This is a genomic window from Campylobacter sp. CH246, from assembly GCF_004378835.1.
Classification (GTDB): domain Bacteria; phylum Campylobacterota; class Campylobacteria; order Campylobacterales; family Campylobacteraceae; genus Campylobacter_D; species Campylobacter_D jejuni.
In genome coordinates this window covers 53081-78258 of sequence record NZ_RYYA01000006.1, presented here as the reverse complement: position 1 = coordinate 78258, position 25178 = coordinate 53081, and the positions used below count along the sequence as shown (strand labels likewise).

The following is a 25178-nucleotide window of genomic DNA, read 5'->3' as shown; positions in this document are numbered from 1 at the left end:
TTCAAAAAGGATTAAAAAATGGCTTATGAAATGATAAAACCTTTACTTTTTAAGTTAAACCCTGAGCATGCACATGCTTTGGTTGAATGTAGCTTAAGGGCTTTAAGTGCTAGTTTTCCAGGAGCTTTAAGTTTTTTAGCACACAAATATATAGTTGATGATGAGAGTTTAAGGCAAAAATTACTTGGACTTGATTTTAATAATCCTGTAGGTTTAGCAGGAGGCTTTGATAAAAATGCTACTATGATAAGACCTTTGAGTGCTTTAGGATTTGGCTTTTTGGAAGTGGGAACTTTTACTCCAAAACCTCAAGAAGGCAATGAAAAGCCACGCCTATTTAGACTTGTAAAACAAGAAAGTATACAAAATGCTATGGGTTTTAACAACGAAGGTGCCGAAAAGATTGCTTTAAGACTTGCAAAAACCCATCCTTTTGTTTTGCCTTTAGGGGTAAATATAGGGAAAAATAAAATCACTCCAAATGATAAAGCCTTGGAGGATTATTTTACTTTGTTTAGAGATTTTAAGGATTTATGTGATTATTTTATCGTTAATATCTCATCTCCTAATACTAAAAATTTAAGAGAGTTGCAAAATGATGATTTTTTAAATACCTTGCTTGAAGAAGCCAAAAAAATTACTTCTAAGCCTATTTTGATAAAAATTGCTCCTGATATGAAAATAGATGATGCTTTAAATTTATGTGAAAATGCTATTAAAAAAGGTGCAGATGGGTTTATATTAGCCAATACTAGTGTTGATTATAGCTTACTAGATAATAATCGTACTTTTGGTGGTATTAGTGGAAGGTTGATTACAGAAAAAAGTGGTATTTTTTTCAAAGAAGTAGCTAAAATTCTTTTTGGCAAAACTTTGCTTATTGCAAGTGGAGGGATTGATAGTGCTGATATTGCTTATGAGCGTATTAAAAATGGGGCTAATTTGGTGCAAGTTTATACAGCTTTGATTTTTAAAGGTCCTTCTTTGGTAAAAAATATCAATCAAAATCTTATAGAGCTTTTAAGAAAAGATGGTTTTTTACACATTAGCGAAGCTGTTGGGGTAAATTTAAAATGATTGCTTATGAAAAAATTCAATTAAAAAACAAGCTTGAAGTTTATGCTTTGCCTGTAAATAAAAATAGCGATGTGATTAGCGTTGATATTTTTTATAAAGTGGGTTCAAGAAATGAGATCATGGGAAAAAGCGGCATAGCTCATATGCTAGAACATTTAAATTTTAAAAGTACTAAAAATTTAAAAGCTGGCGAATTTGATGAGATTGTTAAGGGTTTTGGTGGCGTGGATAATGCAAGCACAGGTTTTGACTATACTCATTATTATATTAAATGTGCGAAGAAAAATTTAGATAAAGCTTTGGAACTTTTTGCAGAACTTATGGAGAATTTAAATTTAAAAGATGAAGAATTTCAGCCTGAAAGAGCAGTGGTTTTAGAAGAGCGTAGATGGAGAACAGATAATAATCCTTTGGGATATCTTTATTTTAGGCTTTTTAATCATGCATTTATGTATCATCCTTATCATTGGACTCCTATAGGTTTTTTTAAAGATATAGAAAATTGGAGCATTGAGGATATTAAAGAATTTCATAGTATTTATTATCAACCTAAAAATGCGATTTTACTTGTAAGTGGCGATATAGAAAGTAAAGAAGTTTTTGAGCTTTCAAAAAAACATTTTGAAAAGATTAAAAATACTAAGACTATACCTAAAATTTACACAAAAGAGCCTAAGCAAGATGGAGCAAAAAGAATATATTTGCATAAAAACTCAGATACTGAATTATTAGCCCTTGCTTATAAAATTCCAAATTTCAAGCACAAAGATATACCTGCTTTAAATGCTTTATCCGAGCTTTTAGGAAGTGGGAAAAGTTCTTTAATGAGTGAAATTTTGATTGATAAATTAAATTTAATCAATGATTATTATGCTTATGTTAATGATTGTATAGATGAAAATTTATTTATTTTTATTTGTAATTGTAATCCCAATGTTAATGCAGAAAAAGTAGAAAAAGAACTTTTAAAAATCATTTATAAACTTAAAATGGGTAAAATTTCTCAAAAAGATTTGCAAAGAGTGAAAAATAATGTCAAAAGTGATTTTATTTTCTCACTTAACAATGCTAGTGCAGTGGCAAATATTTATGGTTCATATCTAGCAAGAGGGGATATCGATCCTTTGTTAAATTATGAGAAAGATATACAAAATTTGGAATTAAAAGATTTGATTTCTTGTGCTAAAAAATATTTTATTCAAGAAAATTCAACTACGGTAATTCTAAGAAAGGATTCAAATGGATAAAAATATTATCATTGGGGCGATGACTGCTCTTATTACACCGTTTAAAAATGGAAAAGTTGATGAGCAAAGTTATGCAAGATTGATTAAAAGACAAATAGAAAATGGCATTGATGCAGTAGTTCCAGTAGGAACAACAGGAGAGAGTGCAACTTTAACCCATGAAGAACATAGAACTTGCATAGAAATAGCCGTTGAGACTTGCAAAGGAACTAAAGTTAAGGTTTTAGCGGGTGCTGGAAGTAATGCAACTCATGAGGCAGTGGGTTTGGCTAAATTTGCTAAAGAACATGGTGCTGATGGGATTTTAAGTGTGGCACCGTATTATAATAAACCTACGCAACAAGGACTTTACGAGCATTATAAGGCTATTGCGCAAAGTGTAGATATTCCTGTGCTTTTATATAATGTTCCAGGAAGAACAGGTTGTGAAATTTCAACGGATACTATTATCAAGCTTTTTAGAGATTGTGAAAATATTTATGGAGTAAAAGAAGCGAGTGGAAATATCGATAAGTGTGTGGATTTACTTGCACACGAACCTAGAATGATGCTTATTTCAGGGGAAGATGCGATCAATTATCCTATACTTTCAAATGGTGGAAAGGGAGTGATTTCAGTAACTTCAAATTTATTACCCGATATGATTAGCGCTTTAACTCATTTTGCTTTAGATGAAAATTATAAAGAAGCTAAAAAAATCAATGATGAGCTTTATAATATCAATAAAATTTTATTTTGCGAAAGTAATCCTATTCCTATTAAAACGGCTATGTATATAGCTGGATTGATAGAAAGTTTGGAATTTAGACTTCCTCTTTGTTCTCCAAGTAAGGAAAATTTTGCTAAAATTGAAGAAGTGATGAAAAAATATAAGATCAAAGGATTTTAATGAATACAGAATTTCAAGGAAAAACTTTAGTGATTAGCGGTGGAACTCGCGGGATAGGCAAAGCTATAGTTTATGAATTTGCTAAAGTGGGTGCAAATATAGCGTTTACTTATAATTCCAATGCACAAATTGCTGATGAAATGGTTCAAGATTTGGAGAAAAATTATAAAATCAAAGCTAGAGCTTATGAGTTTAATATTTTAGAACCTGAAACTTATAAAGAACTTTTTGAAAAAATTGATGTGGATTTTGATAGGGTGGATTATTTTATCTCAAATGCTATCATTTCAGGACGTGCGGTTGTAGGCGGCTATACTAAATTTATGAAGTTAAAACCAAAGGGAATTAATAACATTTTTACAGCCACAGTAAATGCTTTTGTTGTGGGCGCACAAGAAGCAGCTAAAAGGATGGAAAAAGTAGGGGGTGGAAGCATTATTTCTATCTCATCTACAGGAAATTTAGTGTATATAGAAAATTATTCAGGTCATGGCACAGCAAAAGCTGCCGTAGAAGCTATGGCAAGATATGCGGCTACTGAACTTGGAGAAAAAAATATCCGTGTAAATGTCGTAAGTGGTGGGCCTATTGAAACTGATGCTTTAAGAGCTTTTACAAATTATGAAGAAGTAAAACAGGCTACTATAAATTTAAGCCCTTTAAATCGTATGGGGCAGTCTGAAGATTTGGCTGGAGCATGTCTTTTTCTTTGTTCAAGTAAGGCAAGTTGGGTGACAGGACATACTTTCATCGTTGATGGTGGTACAACTTTTAAATAAAAATTAAGAAAAATCAATGGATTTTTCTTAAAAATATTTTTCAATCAAGTTTTAATTTCCACCCTAAAAAAACGCTTAATAATGCAAGTAAAAAAATAAAATTTAAAGTCCAATTACCAAAACCTACAAAACCTATAGATAATACGCTGTAAAAAAATCCCCCCACAGCTGAATAAATACAAATCGTACTTAAAGATCCATTTTCTGCCATTTTTTTACATGGGCAGATTTTGTAAAATTTTTTATCGTTAAATTGATTTTTCTTTTTATTTCCCAAAAATAAACCAAAAAAGGCAAAAAGATTTAAAAAAATAAAAGCATATAATAAAATTTGATCTAATTCCATTTTAAATATACCTTAAAAGTATCTAAGCCAAGAGGGTAGATGGACTTGCTCTTCTTTTAAAGTAGTCTCTTGTCCATGTCCTGGTAAAAGTTTAAAATCTTCTTTGTAAGTCATAACTTTTTCTAAGCTTTGTTTCATTAAATTTGCATCTGAATAAGGAAAATCCCATCTTCCTATGCTTCTATAAAATAAAAAATCTCCACTAAACATGATATTTTTACCTACAATTTCTATCATAGTGCAACCTGGTGTGTGTCCTGGTAAAAAGTGAAATTTAAAGTCAAGTCCGCCTATAGAAATGATATTTTCATCATCAATCAAATAATCCGCTTTGCTAGGCATAAAACCTTGATTAAAAGGATCTTCAAGCATAAAAGCATCATTTTTATGAATATAAATGGGGATTTGATAGGCTTGTTTTACTTTTTCATTATCCCAAACATGATCGTAATGTCCGTGAGTGTTTAAAATCGCTAAAGGATTTTTTACATGTTTTTTGATGAAATTTAGTGCATCAAAACCAGGATCAATGATAATTTCTCCATGCTCACTAAATAAAATATAACAATTTGTCTCATAAGCTCCACAAGCTTGTTTGATAATTTGCATTTTTTACCTCTTTAATAAAAAATTTGCCTTAAATAAATATAATTATACATTAAATTTTTAAAAGGCAAGCTTTATGGATTGGCAAAAGATTACGGAAAAAATGTGTGATTTTATACAAGAAAAAGTGAAAAATTCTCAAAGTCAAGGTGTTGTTTTGGGGCTTAGTGGCGGGATTGATTCTGCTTTAGTAGCAACGCTTTGCAAAAGAGCTTTAAAAGAGAATGTTTTTGCTCTTTTAATGCCAACTCAAATTTCAAATAAAGCCAATCTTGAAGACGCTTTAAGGCTTTGTGCGGATTTAAATCTTGAATATAAAATCATAGAAATTCAAAGCATTTTGGATGCTTTTATAAAGCAAAGTGAAAATACCACTCTAGTATCTTTGGGAAATTTTGCAGCGCGTATTAGAATGAGTTTGCTTTATGATTATTCTGCTTTGAAAAATTCTTTAGTCATAGGCACTTCTAATAAAAGCGAATTACTTTTGGGTTATGGTACGATTTATGGAGATTTAGCTTGTGCTTTTAATCCTATAGGATCGCTTTATAAAAGTGAAATTTATACCTTAGCAAAATACCTTAACTTGCATGAAAATTTTATCAAAAAAGCTCCAAGTGCGGATCTTTGGGAAAATCAAAGCGATGAGGCGGATTTGGGTTTTTCTTATGCAAAAATCGATGAAGGTTTAAAAGCCTTAGAAACTAATGATGAAAAACTTTTAAGAACGCTTGATCCTTCTTTGATTGCCATGCTAAAAAATCGCATGCAAAAAAATACTTTTAAGGGAAAAATGCCTGAAATTTTGGAAATTTAAACAATGAGTGAAGAAAAAAATTATGAACTTTGGCTTGATAATTATTTTTTTAAGCCTAATTTTTGGCAAAAATGCCTTGCTTTTATACTTTTACCTTTAAGTGTGTTTTATGCTTTTTTTGCGATTTTAAATACTTTTTTTCGTAAAAAAATAGTTTTTAAAAAGCCTGTTATTAGCGTTGGTAATTTAAGTTTTGGAGGTAATGGAAAAACCCCGCTTTGTAAAGCTATAGCAAGGGAATTTGATGGCGTTTTTATAGTGCTTAGGGGCTATAAAAGAAAGTCTAAAGGTTTGTTTGTTGTTAAAAATCAAAATGAAATTTTATGCACCTTAACGCAAAGTGGCGATGAAGCTATGGAGTATGCTTTTGAAGAAAATATCAAAGGTGTGATTGTGAGCGAAGATAGAGTAAAAGGTATTGAAAAAGCTTTTGAGTTGGGAGCTAAAATCGTTGTACTTGATGATGCTTTTTCTAAATTTCATATTAAAAAATTTGATATTTTACTTGAAAGCAAAATCAAACCTTATTTTAATTTTACCTTGCCAAGTGGAGCTTATCGTTTGCCGAAATTTTATGAAAAAAGGGCTGATTTTATTGCATTAGAAGGCAGGGATTTTGTGCGTTATTCTTTTGTAAAAGAAAATCCAAAGGCTGTTTTGGTAACTGCTATTGCTAAACCTTTTAGATTGTATGAGCATTTTATCAAAGCAAGGGCTTGTTATTTTTTTAAAGATCATTATGAGTTTAAAAAAGAAGAATTAGAAAATTTGCTAAAAAAACATAATTGCGATACACTAATGCTTACTTTTAAGGATTTTGTTAAAGTTAAAGATTTTGGTTTTAAATGTCAAATTATAGAATTAAATATAGAATTAAAAGATTCATTAAGAGAAAAAATAAAAACTTATATCAAGGAGTTTGAACAGTGAAATTGGTCGAGAGTAGAAATGTAAACAATGTATCAAGTTTTAAGGAAGCTTTGATTAACCCAAACGCCCCAGAAGGAGGGCTTTACTCACCTTTAAATTTACCTATTTTTGAAGGAGAAAAATATGCCAATTTGTCTTATAAAGATTTTGCTTTAAAGCTTATAGAAAGTTTTGGTTTTGGCGAAGAAGAGCTTTTTAAAAAGGCTTTGAAAAGTTACGAAAGCTTTGATGATAAAAATACACCTATTTCTTTGCAAAAAATCTCTGAAAAAACCTATATTAACGAGCTTTGGCATGGACCTACAAGAGCTTTTAAAGATATGGCTTTACAGCCTTTTGGCGTGCTTTTAAGTGAATTTTCAAAGGATAAAAATATTTTAATTATTTGTGCTACAAGCGGCGATACAGGACCTGCAACCCTAAAAAGCTTTGAAAATGCAAAAAATGTTAAAGTAGCTTGTATGTATCCAAAAGGTGGCACAAGTGGAGTTCAAGAGTTGCAAATGCGAGCTTTAGATAAGGATAATTTGAAAGTTTTTGCTATAGATGAGGATTTTGACGCAGCGCAACGCACTTTAAAAGAATTGCTTTTTTCAAAAGATTTTCAAAACGAAATTAAAGCTTTAAATTATGAGCTTTGCGCAGCGAATTCTGTAAATTTTGGGCGTATTTTATTTCAGATTATTTATCATTATTATGCGAGTTTAAAACTTTTTAATGAGTTTTTAGAAGAAGTACAAATCATTGTTCCAAGTGGAAATTTTGGCAATGCTTTAGGGGCTTTTTATGCTAAAAAAATGGGAGCTAAAATTTCAAAAATCAAAATCGCTTCAAATGTGAATAATATTTTGAGTGAATTTTTTAATCATGGCGTTTATGATTTGCGTGAAAAAAGTCTTAAGAAGACTATTTCTCCAGCTATGGATATACTTATTTCATCTAATATCGAAAGACTTTTGTTTGCGAAATTTAAAGATAAAAGAACCAAAGAACTGATGAATTTGTTGAAAAATGAGAGATATTTTAAACTTGAAAAAGAAGAATTGCAAAGTTTGCAAGAAGATTTTGAGGCGGATTTTTGCACCGATGAAGAATGTATGCAATTTATCAAACAAAGCAAGATTTTAATCGATCCGCACACCGCAACTTGTTTTAAAATGCTTGATCCTTTAAAACCTAGCATTATTACCTCTACAGCAGAATGGACAAAATTTACTCCAAGTATGATAAAAGCTTTATACGATAGGGATTCTAAGAATGAAAAAGAAGATTTAAAATTTATAGCTAAAGAGTTTAATGTCCAAGTTAAAGATGAAATTTTGGCTTTATTTGACTTGAAAAATAGCGATGAAAAGGTATTTGAAGCCAAAAATATAAAAAAAGAAATTTTAGATTGGATGCAAAAATGATTATTATTCCTGCAAGATTAAAATCAAGTCGTTTTCATGAGAAAATTTTATGTGATGTAGGTGGAGTGCCTATGTTTGTGGCTACTGCAAGAAGGGTAAGTAGTGTGGATGAAGTTTGTATAGCTTTAGATGATGAAAAGGTTTTAAGTATCGCTAAAGAATATGGTTTAAATGCAGTTTTAACAAGCAAAGATCATGAAAGCGGTACGGATAGGATTAATGAAGCTTGTAAGAAACTATCTTTAAAAGATGATGAGATTATTATCAATGTCCAAGCTGATGAGCCTTTTATAGAATGTGAAAATTTATTAAAATTTAAAGAATTTGCAAGTTCTTGCTTGGATAAAAAAGCTTTTATGGCGAGTTGTTATAAAAAAATCACTCAAGAAGAAGCTATGGATCCTAATTTGGTTAAAGTGCTTTGCGATAAAGAAGGATATGCTTTGTATTTTTCAAGAGCTAAAATCCCTTATGAAAGAGAAAATTACGAGGAAAGTTTTAAAGGGCATTTAGGCATTTATGCTTATAGTGTAAAAGCTTTAAGAGAGTTTTGTTCTTTATTAAGTTCTGCACTTGAAAGAGCGGAAAAATTAGAGCAATTAAGAGCTATAGAAAATGGTAAAAAAATCAAAATGCTTGAAATTTCAACAGCAAGCATGGGGATTGATACCAAAGAAGACTATGAAAAGGCTTTAAAAATTTATTTAGAAAAATAACTCCACCCCAAAACGGAACAGATCTTGCTTATATTATTTTAATATATTTAGGTTGAAGGCAGAAAAATCTAAATTAAGGAATTAATATGAGTATCTTTAGCATCAATGATAACTCAAACTATACTTCTATACTTTCACAAGCAAAAGCTAATAAAGAAAGTAAAGAAAATTCTAAAATAAGTTTTGCTAATTCTTTTTTAAAACAAAATGCTAGTAAATTAAATGAAATTCAAAATGCAAATTCACAAACTTTAGCAAGAAGCGAAGTATTAAATTCTACTAATACAACAAATACTAGCAATAATACTAATTTTAGTATAAGTAGTAAAACAAATTCTCCTAATTATGATATATCAAGTGAATTTAAAAACTCTATTTATACTCTAAAATATAAACAAGTAGATTTAAGCACTGATACAGCCTATGGTTATAGTGTAGATAAAGATGGTTATATGGGAAGTGATTTTAACAAAGCCGCAGGATTGCCAAATGATTTTAAGATACATAAATCTACTTTGGATGAGATTAAAAAAGCTGCCGAAAATGATCCTGTTGTTTCAAGTACAAAAGAATACTTAGGCGTAAGCGAGTATTATACTAATATAGATATGGCTGAAACCATAAAACAATATTATAATCTTTTTTCTAATGCTTTAGGTCAAAGTTTTCCAAATGATAAAACAAGTTTTAGTGAAGCAGATATAAATTCTATGCCTAGTGGTTATGGTGTAAGTGGAACGCAATGGATGGACTTTAATGATCCAAGCAATAGAATGAATATTACAGGTTTAAAAGATTTTTCAAATTCTTTAATTTCAAATATTTATAAAACCCCTGAACAAGCAAAAGAAGCTAATGATCTTTGGGCTGATTCTGGATATATGATTGATGGATTATTGCCTAAAACTTTAGGTTTATCCTTAGAAGAAATCAAAAATGTTTCTAAAGGTGAAGATTGGCAATTTAATCCTGATATGTCAGTTTATCCACAAAATGAAGATGGAAGCTATTCTAAAGAAACTTTGTTTATGAGTTTTTTAAAATCTCAAGGTGGACAACCTGTTGAGAGTCTAAAAACCACACTTAATCCAAAAGCAGAAGCTTACAATACAGCTATGGCTAAAGAGAGTTTTTCAACTACTAGTGTAGATATAGGTGATATTATGACAGGCAAAGTAGATTTTGCAAGTCTATTTAAATATCTAGCTAGTAAAAATGGAAAATTAGAAGGGCAACTTTATATGTATGAAAATAACATTCCTAAAGAATCTGCTATAGGTAATTGGGCTTTAGATGCTGAGATTAAACAAGCTCTTGCTAATGGCTGGAAAGCAAAACCTAGCACCATTAATTCCTACGCTGATTCTATAATGGATAGATTAAATAATCTTATAGGACAAACTAGGGTTTAGAAGTTTTAATTTTTTAAGTTTGAAACAAATTGCTAATAACAAAATAAGATAAAATTAGTATAATTTTTTTACAAAAAATTTTGAAAGGAAATTATGAAAAAAATTATTTTGATTTTTATCTCTTTTTTTGCTTTAAATTTGAGTGCAAAAGATTTGGTTGTAGGAATGGAGCTTGGATATCCGCCTTTTGAAATGAGCGATAAAACAGGCAAAGCAAGTGGAATTAGTGTGGATTTTTTAGAAGCTTTTGCAAAGAAAAACGGCTATAAACTTGTAGTAAAAAATATCGCTTGGGATGGTTTGATACCTGCTTTAAAAACAGCCAAGATAGATCTTATCATGTCTTCTATGACAATTACCGATGAGAGAAAGAAAGTGGTGGATTTTAGCATTCCTTATGCTAAGGCAAATTTGGCTATTTTAACTCCTTTGAACTCTGATATTACAAATATCAAAGATTTAGATAAAAAGGGCAAAGTTTTGGCTTTAAAGCGTGGTTCTACAGGGCATTTATATGCGGTTAAAAATTTAAAAAATGCAACTATTAATTTATTTGATAAAGAAAATGCTGCTATTTTGGAAGTGATTCAAGGTAAGGCTGATGGATTTTTTTATGATCAACTTACGATTTATCGCACTTGGCAAAAACATCAAGATACAACTAGAGCCATTTTGGCACCTTTTCAAGAAAATCCTGAGTTTTGGGGTATAGCAGTGCAAAAAGGCAATGCAGAACTTAAAAAAGAGCTTGATGAATTTATTGCAGAAAGCAAAAAAGATGGGCTTTTTGATTCTTTAGGAGAAAAATATCTTAAAGATGTTAAAGATACTTTTAAAAAGAATAATTTAGAATTCTTTTTCTAAGAAGGATTTTCCTTCTTAGGTTACAAAGCTTTCCACAAGCCTTTGCACTAGCAAATTCCATCCATCCACTAATACAAAAATTAAGAGTTTAAAAGGTAAAGAGATCATAGTAGGAGGTAGCATCATCATACCCATAGCCATTAAAACTGAGCTTACAACCATATCTATGACTAAAAAGGGCAGGTAGATTAAAAACCCTATTTCAAAAGCGGTTTTAAGCTCTGAAATCATAAAAGCAGGAACTAAAACCGTAAGGGGAACATCATCTATGGTTTTGGGATTGGGTAGATTGCGTATGCGATAAAAAAGGGCTAAATCTTTTTCGCGAGTATTTTTAAGCATAAAATCTTTAAAAGGCTTTGCTCCTTTTATAAAAGCCTCTTCATAGCCTATTTTTTCTGCTAAATAAGGTTTTATACCTTCATTATAGGATTTTGTAGCTACAGGTTCCATGATAAAAAAAGTTAAAATTAAAGCCAAGGTTACTAAAATAGTGTTAGGTGGCATACTTTGCGTCCCCATAGCTTGTCGCAAAAATGAAAATACCACAATAAGACGCAAGAAAGAAGTCATAACAAAAACTATACTTGGAGCGAGCGCGAGTATGGTTAAAACAATCACTATATTTAAAGTAGTAACAAGCTGATTAGGTGTATTGGGTGCACTTAAGCTTAAATTTACTGTAGGGATAGTTGCTTCAGCAAATAAGCTCATGCTTAAAAGTAAAAATAATAATATTTTTTTCAAAATTTAAAAACCTTTTTTTGTTTTTTACTAAAGAAATTTAAATTTTATCTTTTGATGACTAAAAACTAGTTTAAGGGTATTAGGATTTTAACTTTAAACTGCTAAAATAGTCTTTTAGACTTCTTAATAACAAAGGTAAAAAATGAAAACTTCTATTTTGATTTTAGCGGCAGGATTAGGCACTAGAATGAAATCACAAAAGCCAAAGGTTTTGCAAGAGCTTTGTCAAAAAAGTATGATTTTACACATTTTAAAAAAGGCTTTTGCTTTAAGTGATGATGTAAGTGTAGTTTTATCGCATCAAAAAGAACGCGTTGAAAAAGAAATTTTAGAACACTTTCCAAAAACACAAATTTTAGAGCAAGACTTGCAAAATTATCCAGGAACTGCGGGAGCTTTAAGGGGGTTTGAGCCTAAAAATGAAAGAGTGTTGATTCTTTGTGGCGATATGCCTTTGGTTGAGCAAACAAGTTTGGAAGCTTTGTTGAGTAATAATGCAAAATTAAATCTAGCAGTTTTTAAAGCAAGAGATCCTAAAAGTTATGGCAGAGTGGTGATAAAAAACGATAGCGTTGAAAAAATTGTTGAATTTAAAGATGCAAATACACAAGAAAAAGAGATAAATACTTGCAATGCTGGGGTTTATGTGATTGACTCGAGGCTTTTAAAAGAGCTTTTACCTTTGATTGATAACAATAATGCGGCAAAAGAGTATTATTTAACCGACATTGTAAAACTAGCAAAAGAAAAAGATGTGATGATTAAAGCGGTTTTTGTAGATGAAGATGAATTTATGGGGATTAATGATAAATTTGAACTCAGTATAGCTGAAAATTTCATGCAAGAAAAAATTAAAAAATACTGGATGCAACAGGGTGTGATTTTTCATTTACCGCAAAGCACTTTTATAGGTGCAGATGTTGAATTTGTAGGTGAATGTGAAGTATATGAAAATGTAAGGATAGAGGGCAAAAGTAAGATTATAAACTCTATCATTAAAAGTTCAAGCGTGATAGAAAATTCCATCGTAGAAAATAGCGATGTAGGGCCTTTGGCACATTTGCGTCCAAATTGTGAGTTAAAAAACACTCATATAGGAAATTTTGTAGAATGCAAAAATGCAAAGTTAAATACCGTAAAAGCAGGGCATTTGAGCTATTTGGGAGATTGTGAGATAGATAGTGGAACCAATATAGGCTGTGGGACTATTACATGTAATTATGATGGGGTAAAAAAGCATAAAACCATCATAGGAAAAAATGTTTTTGTAGGTTCGGATACGCAATTTATCGCACCTGTAAAAATCGAAGATGAAGTGATCATAGCAGCAGGAAGCACAGTAAGTGTCAATGTAGAAAAAGGTGCTTTATTTATCAATAGAACAGGGCATAAGATAGTAAAAGATTATTATTATAAGAAATTTCAAAAATGAAAACCATACTTTTAGCCATTAGCGGCAGTATAGCTTTTTATAAATCTTATGAGCTTATTTCTTTGTTTAAAAAAGAAGGCTTTAGGGTGAAAGTTTTGCTTTCTAATGGTTTGTTAAAATTTGCTAGCAAAATGAGTTTTGAAGCCTTAACTGATGAGATTTTATGCGAGGAAAATGAAAGTTGGCAAAATTCAAACAATCACATAGCTTTTAGCAAGGATGTAGATCTTGTTTTATTTGCCCCTGCAAGTGTTAATTCTATCAATAAACTTGCTTTTGGTATAGCGGATAATCTTTTTATCCAAACCTTAATCGCAGCAAATAAACCTCTTATCATAGCTCCTGCGGCAAATACAAATATGTTTCATCATTTTAGCACGCAAAATTCTTTAAAGATACTTAAAGAAAATAAAGCTTTGATTATAGAGCCTATTTGTAAAGTTTTAGCTTGTAAAGATGAAGGCGTAGGAGCCTTAGCTGAAGTTAAGGATATTTTTAATATCACCAAAAGAGAACTTTTAAAAGAAAAGTTTTGGTGTGATAGAAGTGTAGTTATCACAGGTGGTGGCACAAGGGAAAGAATCGATGATGTGCGTTGTGTGAGTAATTTTTCAAGTGGAAAAATGGCAAAAGCCATAGCCGATGCTTTTTATTTTTTAGGAGCTAGAGTAAAACTTTTAAGCTCTGTGGAATTTGATACGCCTTATGAGCTTTGCAAATTTGAAAGTTCTAAGGATTTAAAGGAGCTTTTGGATAAAAATTTAAGCCATGACTTTTTGATTATGACAGCTGCAGTGAGTGATTTTATCCCTCAAGGTATAAAAGGGAAAATTAAAAAAAATGAGCATTTACAGGGTTTAAATTTATATTTATCTTTAAACGAAGATTTGCTTAAAACTTGCAAATTTCAAGGCAAAAAGATAGGTTTTAAGATGGAATTTGATTCTCAAAATGCCTTAGAAAATGCGAAAAAATCTTTAAAAGATAAGCAACTTGATATGGTTTGTCTTAATATCATTGATCAAAAAAATTATTTTGGAAGTGATCAAAATGAGCTTTATTTTATCACTTTAAACAATGAAAATAAAAGCACTTTGCAAAGCAAAGAAAAATTGGCATTTGAATTAGTAAAATGGTGTGAAAAATTATGAGTATGATTAATTCTACCTTGCCCATACAAATGAAAGTTTTGGCTAAATCAGGCTATGGGCATTATACGCTTTTGTTAAATCACAAAAAGATTCAAACCAAAAGCATGATAGAGCTTGAAATTGGTGCTGAATATTTAGCTGAACTTTATATGCAAAATGGTGGAGTTATACAATTTAAACATCTTTCAAAGCGTCCTAATTTTAAACCTTTTGAAGAGGGATTGGCTTTGATAATCGCTATTTTAGAGGATAAAATTTCTTATAAAAAATTCATTATACAAAATCTTTTAGATTGTAAAGATATAGAGCGTTATCAGATATTAAAAGAAATGCTTTTTGCAAGTTTTGAAAATATTTATCATATTCCTTTTAGCTTTGAAAATAAATCTTGCTTGTTTCAAATGCGTAAAAGAGCAAAATATTTAGAAATTTACTTATATTTTAGTGTTTTTGGAGCTTTAAAAATTTTAATAGACTCGCAAGGCATTAGTGTTTTTACACCTTTTGCCAAGGTGCAAAAATTTTTAAACGAACATTTAGATTTTAATGTATTGCAAGAAAACAAGATTGAACCTTTGTTTGTTTTCAAAAGGCTTTTTGATTTTAAAGGATGAAAAATGAATGAATTAAAACACCTTGCTGTTGTTATGGATGGCAATAGGCGCTGGGCTAGGGCTAAGGGTTTTTTGGCAAAACTTGGATATTCCCAAGGAGTCAAAACTATGCAAAAATTGATGGAAGTTTGCATAGAAGAAAATATTTCAAATTTAAGCCTTTTTGCTTTTAGTACGGAAAATTGGAAGCGTCCTAAAGATGAAATTGATTTTATTTTTGAACTTTTAGATCGTTGTTTAGATGAAGCTTTAGAAAAATTTGAAAAAAATAATGTGCGTTTAAGAGCTATAGGTGATTTATCGCGTTTGGAAGATAAAGTAAGAGAAAAAATTACCTTAGTTGAAGAAAAAACAAAGCATTGTGACGCACTTTGTGTTAATTTGGCTATAAGTTATGGTGCAAGAGATGAGATTATAAGAGCTGCTAAGCGTGTGATTGAAAAAAAACTTGAGCTAAATGAAGAAAATTTAACGCAAAATTTAGATTTACCTTTAGATGTGGATTTGATGCTTCGCGTTGGAAACGCTAAAAGACTTTCAAATTTCTTACTTTGGCAGTGTTCATATGCTGAAATTTATTTTAGTGAAACTTTATTTCCATCTCTTACCAAGAGAGAATTTAAAAGGATTATTAAAGAATTTAGAAATAGAGAAAGAACTTTTGGAAAATGATATTTTTCATAATAATTCTAGGGGCTTGTTTGGGTTCTTTTTGCACAAGTTTGGCAAGTAGGATAATTGAAAAAAAGCCCCTTTTTATCTCGCGCTCTTTTTGTTTTTCTTGTGATACAAAATTAAAATACTATGAACTTATTCCTATTTTTTCTTATATTTTTTTAAAGGCAAAATGTCAAACTTGTAAATGTCATTTGCCTATTTCTTTGTTAATCAATGAAATTTTAGGCGCAATTTTGCTTATTTTGGTTTATTCTTTAAGTCAAAATTTTTATGATTTTTTATTTTTATCTCTATTTTTATTTAATCTTTTCTTGCTTTCTTTAATTGATATTAAACTCAAAGCCGTACCACAAATTTTACTTTGGAGTGCTTTTTTATTTGCTTTTTTTTACGCCTTTAGGGAAAGTGAAATTTTACATTTTTTGATTTTTAAAGAGTTTAGTGGAGGTTTTTTACTAAATGCTTTTAGTTTTGGAGGATTTGTTTTTTTATTAAAAAGTTTGGTTTTTTTTCTAATGAATTTCCAAAAAAAAGATGAAATTTTAGAAAATTTGGGTGATGCTGATATTATTATTATGTCTTGTATAGGTGGAATTTTAGGTTTTGAGTATGGATTTTTAGTATTATTTATAGCTTCTATTTTGACTTTGCCTTTTTTTATTTTTTTTAGAATTAAAGCAATAAAAGAGCAAGAACTTGCTATGATACCCTTTTTAAATATCGCTTTTGTGGCAGTTTTATTTTATAAAAACTTAGGATTATTCTAATGAAGCTTAGTTTAAGATATGTTTTAAATCAATTTTTAAGTACCAATTTGTCTATATTTTTCGTACTTTTTGCTATTGTATCTATGGTGTTTTTTATTCAACTTGCAAAACTTACTTCAAGTATAGAGATTAGTTTTTTGGATCTTTTAAAGCTTTATGGGTTTATGTTGCCTAGAATTTTAATTTTTACCTTGCCTATATCTTTTTTTATTTCTTTAACTTTGGCTTTGTTTAGGCTTTCTAAGGAAAATGAAAGCATAGTGCTTTTTACTTTGGGATTTTCACCAATGATTTTGGCAAAATTTTTCCTTAAAATTGCAAGCTTGATTAGTGCTTTTATGCTTGTTGTGGCTTTGGTAATGATACCTATAGTATTTGAACTTCAGGATAACTTTGTAAACTATAAAAGCACTCAAGTGAAATTTAACTATAAAACAGGAGAATTTGGACAAAAATTTTTAGACTGGATGATTTTTATAGAAAAACAAGATAGTGATAAGTATGAAAACATAATTATGTATCGCCCTAAACATAAAGCAGATGATAAAGAACAACTTATCATAGCCAAAGAAGCGCATGTGCAAAGAAAAGATGATAGCTTTGCTTTTAGCTTAAATCAAGGCAAAATGTATAATTTTGAGCAAGGTCAAAGTATTTTTAGTGGAGAATTTGACACTTTAGTAGTAAATACTCAGTTTAATACAGACAATCTTCAAACAAAGAAATTTTATGAATACTGGAATGATTTAAACGAAAATCCACAAAGAGCAAGAGAATTTGTGATTTATACAACTATAGCCTTGTTTCCACTTGCTAGTACGCTTTTTGCACTTTGTTTTGGTTTGGTTACTTATCGTTATGAAAAAGGCTATGTGTATTTAGGTATGTTTGGAGTGATTGCTATATATTTTGGACTTTTAAGTTCTTTTTCTCAACCTCCAATTTTGGCTTGTCTTGGAATTTTTTCTTTAAGTTTATTTGTTTCGGCTTATTGTTTTAAGAAAATGATTTTGAGTCGATATTGATGAAAATAAAAATTATATTTTCTTATGATGGCTCTGCTTTTTTAGGTTCTGCTACTCAGCCTCATAAAAAAGGTGTTCAAGATGCTTTAAGTGGGGCCTTATCGCATTTGGGTATTTTTTCACCTCTTTTGATGGCTTCTCGTACAGATAAAGGAGTGCATGCAAGCTATGCTGTAGCTAGTGTAGAATGTGGAGATCATTTTATAAATTTAGAATATCTTCAAAAACAACTTAATAAATTTTCCCATCCTTTTATCCATATCAAAAAAATTGAAAAAGTAAAAGATGATTTTGAGGTAAGATTTGATGTAAAAAGTAGAGAATACCGCTATATATTTTCTCACTCTTCTTATAGTCCTTTTATGGCTTCTTATGTACATTTTTATCCTAAATTTGACCTAGGTAAAGCTAATGAGCTTTTGGGTTTTTTTGTAGGAAAAAAGGATTTAAAGTTTTTTTGCAAAAGTGGAGGGGATAATAAAACGACTTTAAGAGAAATTTTTATTGCTAGAGCTTATGCTTATAAAGATTTTAGCATTTTTCATTTTAAAGCCAATGGTTTTTTAAGAGGGCAAATTAGATTAAGTGTAGCAAGTGTTTTAAAGGTTTTAGAAGGAAAAATGAGTGAAAAAGAACTCAAAGAACAGATTGAGGCTAAAAAGCAATACAATCACTTTTTAGCACCGCCAAATGGGCTTTATTTAAGCCGTATATGTTATTAAAAACTTTCATAGAAATTAAAAGCCTTTTGGGTTAAAATTTTTCTTATTTCTTCTTGATGTTCTTTACCTTTGGTTTCTAGGGTAATTGAAATCATCGCATCACCATAATCAAGCTTGGTAGAAAATCTATCATAGTCGATTTTTACTATATTTGCATTGGCTATTTTTAAGCTGTCTGTAAGGTGTAATAATGCCCCAGGTTTATCTACTAAAGTAACATGAATTTGCATTTTTCTGTAAGATTTAAATAAACCTTTTTCTATGATGATATTTAGCATTTGTGCATCGATATTACCTCCGCTTAAAACTACGCCAATTTTTCTATGATTTTGTGTATTTATTTTTTGATGAAGCAGAGCAGCTACACTTGCAGCTCCTGCACCTTCAACTATGATCTTATGTTTTTCGAGTAAAAACAATACCGCATTAGCTATTTCTTCATCATCAACTTGGATAAAATCATCTACACATTCTAAAATAATGTTAAAATTAATAGGATTTGCATCGCGCACAGCAATACCATCGGCTATAGTGCGTACGCTTTTTGCATTTTTGATTTTTTTAGCATGAAAACTTTCATACATTGCAGGAGCTCCTTTGGCTCCAACTCCGATGATTTTAATGTTTGGATTGATTTGTTTAGCTGTACTTGCGATACCGCTTATAAGTCCTCCGCCTCCAACAGGTGCGATAATCATATCAAGATCGCTTATTTCATCAAGCATTTCAAGCATTAAAGTTCCTTGTCCTGCCATTACAAATTCATCTTCAAAAGGATGGATAAAGCTAAGATTATTTTCTTTAGCATAAGAGGTTGCAAAAGCATAGGCTTCATCAAAGTTATCCCCTTTGAGTATCACCTCTGCTCCTAAGGCTTTTGTAGCAGAAACTTTTAAGAGTGGAGTGGATTCTGGCATTACGATAACTGCTTTAATGCCAAATTTTTTTGCACTAATGGCCACGCCTTGAGCATGGTTTCCCGCACTTGCGGCAATGACTCCATGTTGTTTTTGTTCAACACTAAGATTGGCTATTTTATTATAAGCTCCACGAATTTTATAAGCACCTGTAATTTGTAAATTTTCATTTTTAAGATAAATTTCACTTTGACAAATATCACTTAAAAAAGAAGAGTATATGAAAGGAGTTTTGTTTACAAACCCTGAAATTTGTTGTTTTGCTTTGTAAATTTTATTAAGTTCTAACACTATTTTTCCCTTGTTTTAAAATGCGGATATTCTAGCATAATGCAACGATTTTGTATAAAATTTATATCTAATTTTTTACATTCTTCTTTGGCTGTTTCATTACTAATACCAAGTTGAAGCCATAGGTTTTTAATATTTTTTTCAACAAGCTTAGGAAGAATTTCTAGCGCCACTTCACCTTTTCTAAAAAGTATAAGTGTATCGATTTTTTCTTCTATTTGATCTAAATTTCTATAAACTTTTTCATTTAAAATAAACTCTTCTTTAGGATAAATAGGAAAAATTTTATAATTTTTTCTTTGTAAAAATTCTGCTACCCTATAAGAAGCTTTTGTCTTATCTGGACTTAAAGCAAATATGACAATATTTTTACTTGTATTTATAATATAAGAGATAGTTTCTTTTTCGTTCATTGTTAACCTTTGTTTTGGTATTTTATCTTAAATGATTAAAAAATTAACTAAAGTGAATTCAAAAAATGAAAAAAGTGTTATAATATAGCAAATTCCGAAGTTTAATAAGGAGGGAAAAATGGAAGAATTTTATCCATATACTTTAACAATCCATCTTCTTTGTGCTATTTTGTTTATAGGTTATTTGTTTGTTGATGTATTTGTTTTGGGTGTAGTTAAAAAGAAAAATCCTAATTTTGACAAAAGTCTTTTTAGTGCTACTGGAGTTAAAATAATGCCTTTTGTTGTTCTTTTGCTTTTTTTAAGTGGAGGTGCTTTGGCAGGTTTTCATTTTAAACCTTTAAATTTACTTTTTGCTGTAAAAATTATTTTGGCTTTTGGAATTTTATTTTTAGTTGTTTTTTCTTTATTTTGTCATTTTATATTAAAGAAGAAAAACCCACTTGGTGCTTTTATCCACCCTTTTGTATTTGTGCTTTGTATTGCAATAGTAATACTGGCTAAATTAATGAATTATTTTTTTATACCTTGCTAAGAAATACTCCACATTCAAGATGTGGAGTATTGACAAATTGATCAAAAAGAGCAAACTCTTCCGCTTTATGTGTTCGGCTTAATTCTTTTAAATTTTCTTTTAAAGTGATAGGATTGCAAGAAATATAAATAATATTTTCATATTTTTTTATTAAGTCGATTACGCTTTTATCAAGTCCTGCACGGGGTGGATCAACTAAAACATGAGAGAAATTAAAATCATCCAATCGAATATCTTTTAAACGAAAAAATTCTCTTTCTTTTTTGATAGCAAGACTTAATTCTTCGCTTGAAAGTCTTGCAAAGTGGATATTTGTTGTATTGTTAAGCTCGCAATTTTTTAAAGCAAAATTAATATTACTTTTTGAAATTTCGGTGGCTAAAACTTTAAAAAAGAATGGTGCTAAAGCTAAAGTAAAATTTCCATATCCACAGTAAAGCTCAAGTAAATCCATTCTTTTTTGAGTATTTAAAATTTCACACACCCAAGTAATCATTTTTTCATTTATAGCAGTATTAGGTTGAATAAAACAATCGTTGTTAAATTCATAAAATATTTTTCTATCTTGAATATTTAAAGTTTGTCTTAGATTTTCTGTTTTAAAAATAAGTTTTTTGCCTTTACTTCTTGCTATAAGGTTGATATGAAGATTATTGCTTAAAATTTCTAAATTTGACTTTATGTCTTCTATATTTTTATGATAGAGTAAAGTTACGCTAAGTTCTTGTTTTGTGGTTAAAAATTCTACACCAAAAAGTTTTTCTTTTAATTTATCATCTTGTCGCAAGTATTCTAGAAGTTTTGGCATAAAAGCACAAATTTTTTCATCAGCAAAATCTAAATATTCTATAATGTACTTTTTTTTGCTTTTTGGATCAAACATTGCATAAAAAAGCGTATCGTTTTCATGATAAAATGAAAGTTCAGCTCTTGTGCGATAATGTTTATCTTTTGAGGCAAAAAGTTTAAAATCCTTTGTATAAAATTCTTTAAAATATTTTTTTATGAAAGAGTGTTTTTGATCTAAAGTGAGAAAATTTCCAAAATTTTCAAGACTCATGGAACTTTCTTTCCGATGAGTCTTAGTAAAAGCGCAATAAGTATGAAATTTAAAGGCAAGACAAACCAAACGCTAAGTCCTAAAGATACAGGAATATATCCAGCGATTAAAGAAATACCACAGATAAATAAAGCATAAGGAATTTGTGTTCTTACATGCTCCATATGATCGCATTTTGCACTCATAGACGAAAGGATTACATTATCTGAAATTGGTGAGCAATGATTTCCAAAAATCGCACCTGTTAAAACGCAACTTATATTAATGACCATATAATGATGCATAGCGTTTGCATCCATGCCATTGATTTTGGCGATTTCATGAGCTAAAGGTACAGCCAAAGGCATTAAAATCCCCATAGTTCCATAGCTTGTTCCTATGGCAAAAGAAATGGCTGAAGCAAAAGCAAAAATAGTAGCAGGTAAAATAAACTCAGGCAATTTATCTGCAAGTAAACTAGTGATAAATAAAGAAGTCCCTAGATCTTTTACTATGCTTGAAAGTGACCAAGCAAATAAAAGCAATACTATGGTAAAAATCATGGTTTTCCAGCCATATATCCAAGTTTCTACCGCTTCTTTAAGATTGAAAATTTTACGACGCACCCCGATAAAAATCGCTACAATAGCAGCAAACAAAGCAGCTTGGAATAACACCACAGAAGAATCAGCATTTCCAAAAGCAGCCCTAAAAGTTTCAAAAGACAAAGGATTGGCACTTGCTTTTGCAAGTTCTTCACCTTCTAAAGCGCTAAGTCCATTAAAATAAAATCCTGATATAGCTAAAATGATTAAAGTAAAAATAGGAACAATAGCATCAAAAGCACGAATTTTAATACCTTCTTTTGGCGCTAAAAACTGATCTTCTAATTCAGCGGTATCTAGTGCGCCTGATTTAGGTAGAGGTGCAATTTGTCCTGTGGTTCTTGCACGCACTTCAGCCTTGTACATAGAACCAAACTCACGTCCCATGATTGCAGTCATGACTACAAAAAAAAGCATGAAGATATTATAAAAACGATAAGGTATGGTTTCGACAAAAATTCCAAAAGCACTAATATCGCTAATGCCTATGTGTTCATAAGCGGTTTTAATTAAAGAAACTTCTAAGCCTATCCAAGTAGAAATTACAGCTATTCCTGCCACAGGAGCTGCGGTAGAGTCGATAATAAAGGCAAATTTTTCACGAGAAATTTTAAATTTATCTGCCAAAGGACGCATAATTGGACCTACGATTAGTAAATTAGCATAATCATCAAAAAATATTAAAAGCCCTAAAAACCAAGTGTTAACTTGAGCTGATACAGCTGATTTGGCTCTTTTGGCAAATTTTAATGCTACAGCTTTTGCACCTCCCATTTTTGTGATAAGTGCCACAAGACCACCTATACAAAGAATTTGTAAAATGATTCCTGCATTTACTGGATCTGAAGTTGAACCTAAGATATAGGAAATAATTTTTGAAAAAGATTCTACCGCAGTATTGTAATAATTTACAAAAGTTAAATGTTGTGCTTTAAAAATATTTGCAGAAAGGCTAAGTAGAAAAGTTCCACTTAAAACTCCAGTAAAGAGCGATAAAATAACATCTTTTGTGATAAAGGCTAAAGCAATAGCAACTAAAGGTGGTATAAGCGTAAAAGCTCCAAATAAATTAGCATTTGCAGCTGCTTCTGAGGAGTTTGCAAATGTAACTAAAGGTAAAAATAATAAAACTAAAAATTTATTCATTCATTTCTTTCTATATAAAATCCATTCCAAGTTTGTGTTACCGGCATAAGCTCGATTTCATTAACATTAATATGGCTTGGTAGGTTAATAATAGACATTACCACTTTGGCAATATCATTAGCACTGATAAATTGCGTATTTTCATAGACTGCATCAGCTTTTTGGATATCTCCTTTAAAACGCACTTCACTAAATTCAGTTTTGCAAAGTCCTGGAGCAATGTTTGTTACTTTGATATTGCTTCCTCTAAGATCATTTCTTAAGGCCAATGAAAATTGTCCTACAAAAGCTTTGGTTCCACAATACACATTGCCTCCAAAATAAGGATTTCTTCCTGCAACCGAACCTAAGTTAAAAATATAAGCATTTTTTTGTTTACGAAGTATAGGAATAATAGCTTTTGCAACATATAAAAATCCTTTGATGTTTGTATCTACCATAGTGTTAATATCTTCAAGGTTTAATTTATCAAATTCATCTACCCCTAAAGCTAAACCTGCATTATTAAAAAGCACATCAATTTCTTGAAATTCTTTGGGTAAATTTTCAATAGCCTCAAAGATTTCTTTTTGATTTCTTACATCTATGCAAAGCGTGTAAATCTTATCTTTGTGGGCATTTTTTAACTCTGCTAGACGCTCTTTGCGTCTAGCAAGGGCGATTACTTTGTAGCCTTCTTGTATAAAAGCTTCAACGCAAGCTCTACCAAAACCTGAACTAGCTCCTGTAATAAATGCGGTTTTCATTCTAAACTACCTCCGTAAAATAGATTTTCGTTTGCTTTTAAACCCAAGCTTTTTAGATAATCAGCATTTTCTTTTTTACCTGCTGCTAGCGCAAAGTCAAGTGCATTAAAACCAAGATCATCAACAGCATTAAAATTTGCTCCTTTTGAAATAAGAAGTTTTAAAATTTCAATATTTCCATAGGCTGCAGCATGCATTAAAACATTTTTTGAAGTGTGCTCTAGAGCGCAAAATGTAATAAAATAAGGCGTATTTGAACCTATGTTCGCACTTAATGCTAATTTTTCATTGTTATTAATATATTTTTGATTAACATTTGCTCCATTATCAAGAAGTAGTTTTATGATATCAAGACGATTAAACTCTATGGCATAAAAAAGTGGGGTTTTTCCAAAGGCATTGGCTTGATTAACATTTGCTCCATTTTGGATTAAAAAGTTTGTATTTTCATAATTTTCCAATGCGTAAAAAATAGCACTTTCATAACCTTCGTCAATCCTAGCACCAAAACGAATCAAAAGTTCTAAAATTTCTTTTTCTCTTTGATTTAGAAGCGCTGCTTGCAAGGCTATAGTAAGGTCATCTTGGCTTGGATTATTTGAAAAAATAAAATCTTGTATATAAGATACTGAATAATTTTTATTTGACATGATTTTTGCTAAAGGACTAATGTCTTTGTAAATTTTTGTTTCGCCAACAGCCCAATTTAAAAATTCGTTTAAGGCATTGCTAGTATAGTAAATATTACTACCTTTATCAAAATTAAAATTACTTTCAAAATACTTTTCTAAAGGTTCTATAGCATTGTTATATTCTTTCCAAAAAGCTTTGTAAAGTCTAAAATTTCCTATGCTTTGATATGCCCAATATCTAAAATAAGATTTTAAAATATCATATTTTTTTTCTAAATTCTCAGGTGTATCTAAAGTTTTTTGATAAGCGATGGGATCGATAGCTATTTTTAATAATAAAAAATCAAATTGTTGTAATTTTGGCAAATAAGCCATACCATTACAAGAGCTATTGCTTCCGCGAATTTCATTGGAAATTGCATAGAGTTTTTTTGTAAAATCTTGATTTTTTAAAGATTCTTTACAGCTTGAAGCTATATTTAAATAATCTAAATTTGAACTTTCATTTAGTAATGTTTTATTATTTTTAATGTTGTTGCAGTTAATGGCATCACTAGCCATTAAACTTGCAAAACAACAAAAGGAAGTGAATAATAACTTCAATATTTTTCCTTTGAAAATTTTAA

Annotated in this window: 27 protein-coding genes; 18 read left to right on the top strand and 9 right to left on the bottom strand. The window is 30.3% G+C overall.

The window, feature by feature from the left end:
* Positions 1 to 18 precede the first annotated feature (18 nt).
* Genes ELQ06_RS05890 through ELQ06_RS05875 form a run of 4 tightly spaced genes read left to right on the top strand, consistent with a single transcriptional unit; the run spans position 19 to position 3992 of the window.
* Positions 19 to 1077, top strand: coding sequence for a quinone-dependent dihydroorotate dehydrogenase (locus tag ELQ06_RS05890; protein WP_052786696.1), 1059 nt, complete (start codon positions 19 to 21; stop codon positions 1075 to 1077).
* On the top strand, positions 1074 to 2324 hold the full coding sequence (locus ELQ06_RS05885; RefSeq protein WP_052797736.1) for a pitrilysin family protein: 1251 nt from the start codon (positions 1074 to 1076) through the stop codon (positions 2322 to 2324). The genes ELQ06_RS05890 and ELQ06_RS05885 overlap by 4 nt, the downstream gene beginning before the upstream one ends.
* Positions 2317 to 3213, top strand: coding sequence for a 4-hydroxy-tetrahydrodipicolinate synthase (gene dapA / locus ELQ06_RS05880; RefSeq protein ID WP_002893331.1), 897 nt, complete (start codon positions 2317 to 2319; stop codon positions 3211 to 3213). The genes ELQ06_RS05885 and dapA overlap by 8 nt, the downstream gene beginning before the upstream one ends.
* Positions 3213 to 3992, top strand: coding sequence for an enoyl-ACP reductase (locus ELQ06_RS05875; RefSeq protein ID WP_052793880.1), 780 nt, complete (start codon positions 3213 to 3215; stop codon positions 3990 to 3992). Before dapA ends, ELQ06_RS05875 begins: the two co-directional genes overlap by 1 nt.
* A gap of 40 nt (positions 3993 to 4032) precedes the next feature.
* Here ELQ06_RS05875 and ELQ06_RS05870 read toward each other — a convergent pair whose 3' ends face one another.
* Together ELQ06_RS05870 and ELQ06_RS05865 are read right to left on the bottom strand one after the other, a co-directional pair.
* Positions 4033 to 4338 carry a hypothetical protein gene (locus ELQ06_RS05870; RefSeq protein ID WP_002865992.1) on the bottom strand — a complete coding sequence of 102 codons (306 nt, stop codon included), beginning with the start codon at positions 4336 to 4338 and terminating at the stop codon, positions 4033 to 4035.
* A gap of 12 nt (positions 4339 to 4350) precedes the next feature.
* The gene (locus ELQ06_RS05865) at positions 4351 to 4947 is read right to left on the bottom strand and encodes an MBL fold metallo-hydrolase (protein WP_002865991.1); all 597 of its coding nucleotides are present in this window, start codon (positions 4945 to 4947) and stop codon (positions 4351 to 4353) included.
* Between the two features lie 73 nt (positions 4948 to 5020).
* On the opposite strand from ELQ06_RS05865, the gene ELQ06_RS05860 reads away from it, so the two are divergent.
* From ELQ06_RS05860 to ELQ06_RS05835, 6 genes are all read left to right on the top strand, one after another.
* A complete protein-coding gene (locus ELQ06_RS05860) occupies positions 5021 to 5761 on the top strand; it encodes an NAD+ synthase (protein ID WP_002865990.1) in 741 nt (246 codons plus the stop codon).
* Between the two features lie 3 nt (positions 5762 to 5764).
* Positions 5765 to 6691: a tetraacyldisaccharide 4'-kinase gene (locus ELQ06_RS05855; RefSeq protein WP_002865989.1), complete on the top strand. Its 927-nt coding sequence runs from the start codon at positions 5765 to 5767 to the stop codon at positions 6689 to 6691.
* Positions 6688 to 8100: a threonine synthase gene (gene thrC / locus ELQ06_RS05850; RefSeq protein WP_052797735.1), complete on the top strand. Its 1413-nt coding sequence runs from the start codon at positions 6688 to 6690 to the stop codon at positions 8098 to 8100. The genes ELQ06_RS05855 and thrC overlap by 4 nt, the downstream gene beginning before the upstream one ends.
* Positions 8097 to 8816, top strand: a complete 720-nt coding sequence (kdsB, locus tag ELQ06_RS05845; RefSeq protein WP_052781901.1) for a 3-deoxy-manno-octulosonate cytidylyltransferase — start codon at positions 8097 to 8099, stop codon at positions 8814 to 8816. The genes thrC and kdsB overlap by 4 nt, the downstream gene beginning before the upstream one ends.
* A gap of 86 nt (positions 8817 to 8902) precedes the next feature.
* Positions 8903 to 10228 carry a hypothetical protein gene (locus ELQ06_RS05840; protein ID WP_052820988.1) on the top strand — a complete coding sequence of 442 codons (1326 nt, stop codon included), beginning with the start codon at positions 8903 to 8905 and terminating at the stop codon, positions 10226 to 10228.
* 93 nt (positions 10229 to 10321) lie between these two features.
* Complete coding sequence (locus tag ELQ06_RS05835) at positions 10322 to 11092, top strand: transporter substrate-binding domain-containing protein (protein ID WP_002859503.1); 771 nt, start codon at positions 10322 to 10324, stop codon at positions 11090 to 11092.
* Between the two features lie 15 nt (positions 11093 to 11107).
* On the opposite strand, the gene fliP is transcribed toward ELQ06_RS05835, so the two are convergent.
* Positions 11108 to 11839 carry a flagellar type III secretion system pore protein FliP gene (fliP, locus tag ELQ06_RS05830; protein ID WP_052797733.1) on the bottom strand — a complete coding sequence of 244 codons (732 nt, stop codon included), beginning with the start codon at positions 11837 to 11839 and terminating at the stop codon, positions 11108 to 11110.
* 142 nt (positions 11840 to 11981) lie between these two features.
* On the opposite strand from fliP, the gene glmU reads away from it, so the two are divergent.
* The 7 genes from glmU to truA are packed head-to-tail and all read left to right on the top strand — an operon-like array spanning position 11982 to position 18228.
* Entirely contained in the window at positions 11982 to 13271 is a 1290-nt protein-coding gene (gene glmU, locus ELQ06_RS05825) for a bifunctional UDP-N-acetylglucosamine diphosphorylase/glucosamine-1-phosphate N-acetyltransferase GlmU (protein WP_052797732.1), read from the top strand.
* Entirely contained in the window at positions 13268 to 14422 is a 1155-nt protein-coding gene (gene coaBC, locus ELQ06_RS05820; protein ID WP_052797731.1) for a bifunctional phosphopantothenoylcysteine decarboxylase/phosphopantothenate--cysteine ligase CoaBC, read from the top strand. Before glmU ends, coaBC begins: the two co-directional genes overlap by 4 nt.
* Positions 14419 to 15036 (top strand): hypothetical protein, encoded by a 618-nt coding sequence (locus tag ELQ06_RS05815; protein ID WP_052793873.1) that lies wholly within the window; start codon positions 14419 to 14421, stop codon positions 15034 to 15036. The genes coaBC and ELQ06_RS05815 overlap by 4 nt, the downstream gene beginning before the upstream one ends.
* Positions 15037 to 15039: 3 nt before the next feature.
* A complete protein-coding gene (uppS, locus tag ELQ06_RS05810) occupies positions 15040 to 15708 on the top strand; it encodes a polyprenyl diphosphate synthase (protein WP_052781861.1) in 669 nt (222 codons plus the stop codon).
* Positions 15705 to 16481 (top strand): A24 family peptidase, encoded by a 777-nt coding sequence (locus ELQ06_RS05805; RefSeq protein WP_052793872.1) that lies wholly within the window; start codon positions 15705 to 15707, stop codon positions 16479 to 16481. The genes uppS and ELQ06_RS05805 overlap by 4 nt, the downstream gene beginning before the upstream one ends.
* Complete coding sequence (locus tag ELQ06_RS05800; RefSeq protein WP_002856798.1) at positions 16481 to 17506, top strand: LptF/LptG family permease; 1026 nt, start codon at positions 16481 to 16483, stop codon at positions 17504 to 17506. The genes ELQ06_RS05805 and ELQ06_RS05800 overlap by 1 nt, the downstream gene beginning before the upstream one ends.
* A complete protein-coding gene (gene truA, locus ELQ06_RS05795; protein ID WP_079460077.1) occupies positions 17503 to 18228 on the top strand; it encodes a tRNA pseudouridine(38-40) synthase TruA in 726 nt (241 codons plus the stop codon). The genes ELQ06_RS05800 and truA overlap by 4 nt, the downstream gene beginning before the upstream one ends.
* Here the strand turns inward: truA and ilvA are convergent.
* Positions 18225 to 19436 (bottom strand): threonine ammonia-lyase, encoded by a 1212-nt coding sequence (ilvA, locus tag ELQ06_RS05790; RefSeq protein ID WP_052781859.1) that lies wholly within the window; start codon positions 19434 to 19436, stop codon positions 18225 to 18227. The two genes, truA and ilvA, sit on opposite strands and share 4 nt — an antisense overlap.
* Positions 19436 to 19849: a CoA-binding protein gene (locus ELQ06_RS05785; RefSeq protein WP_052797730.1), complete on the bottom strand. Its 414-nt coding sequence runs from the start codon at positions 19847 to 19849 to the stop codon at positions 19436 to 19438. The genes ilvA and ELQ06_RS05785 overlap by 1 nt, the downstream gene beginning before the upstream one ends.
* A gap of 118 nt (positions 19850 to 19967) precedes the next feature.
* On the opposite strand from ELQ06_RS05785, the gene ELQ06_RS05780 reads away from it, so the two are divergent.
* Positions 19968 to 20384, top strand: a complete 417-nt coding sequence (locus ELQ06_RS05780; protein WP_052781857.1) for a hypothetical protein — start codon at positions 19968 to 19970, stop codon at positions 20382 to 20384.
* Here ELQ06_RS05780 and trmA read toward each other — a convergent pair.
* The 4 genes from trmA to ELQ06_RS05760 are packed head-to-tail and all read right to left on the bottom strand — an operon-like array spanning position 20371 to position 25155.
* A complete protein-coding gene (gene trmA / locus ELQ06_RS05775; protein WP_052797729.1) occupies positions 20371 to 21444 on the bottom strand; it encodes a tRNA (uridine(54)-C5)-methyltransferase TrmA in 1074 nt (357 codons plus the stop codon). The two genes, ELQ06_RS05780 and trmA, sit on opposite strands and share 14 nt — an antisense overlap.
* Positions 21441 to 23174, bottom strand: a complete 1734-nt coding sequence (locus tag ELQ06_RS05770; protein ID WP_052797728.1) for a Na+/H+ antiporter NhaC family protein — start codon at positions 23172 to 23174, stop codon at positions 21441 to 21443. Before ELQ06_RS05770 ends, trmA begins: the two co-directional genes overlap by 4 nt.
* Positions 23171 to 23920: an SDR family NAD(P)-dependent oxidoreductase gene (locus tag ELQ06_RS05765; protein ID WP_052781854.1), complete on the bottom strand. Its 750-nt coding sequence runs from the start codon at positions 23918 to 23920 to the stop codon at positions 23171 to 23173. Before ELQ06_RS05765 ends, ELQ06_RS05770 begins: the two co-directional genes overlap by 4 nt.
* Entirely contained in the window at positions 23917 to 25155 is a 1239-nt protein-coding gene (locus ELQ06_RS05760; RefSeq protein ID WP_052797727.1) for an ankyrin repeat domain-containing protein, read from the bottom strand. The genes ELQ06_RS05765 and ELQ06_RS05760 overlap by 4 nt, the downstream gene beginning before the upstream one ends.
* Positions 25156 to 25178: the final 23 nt, after the last annotated feature.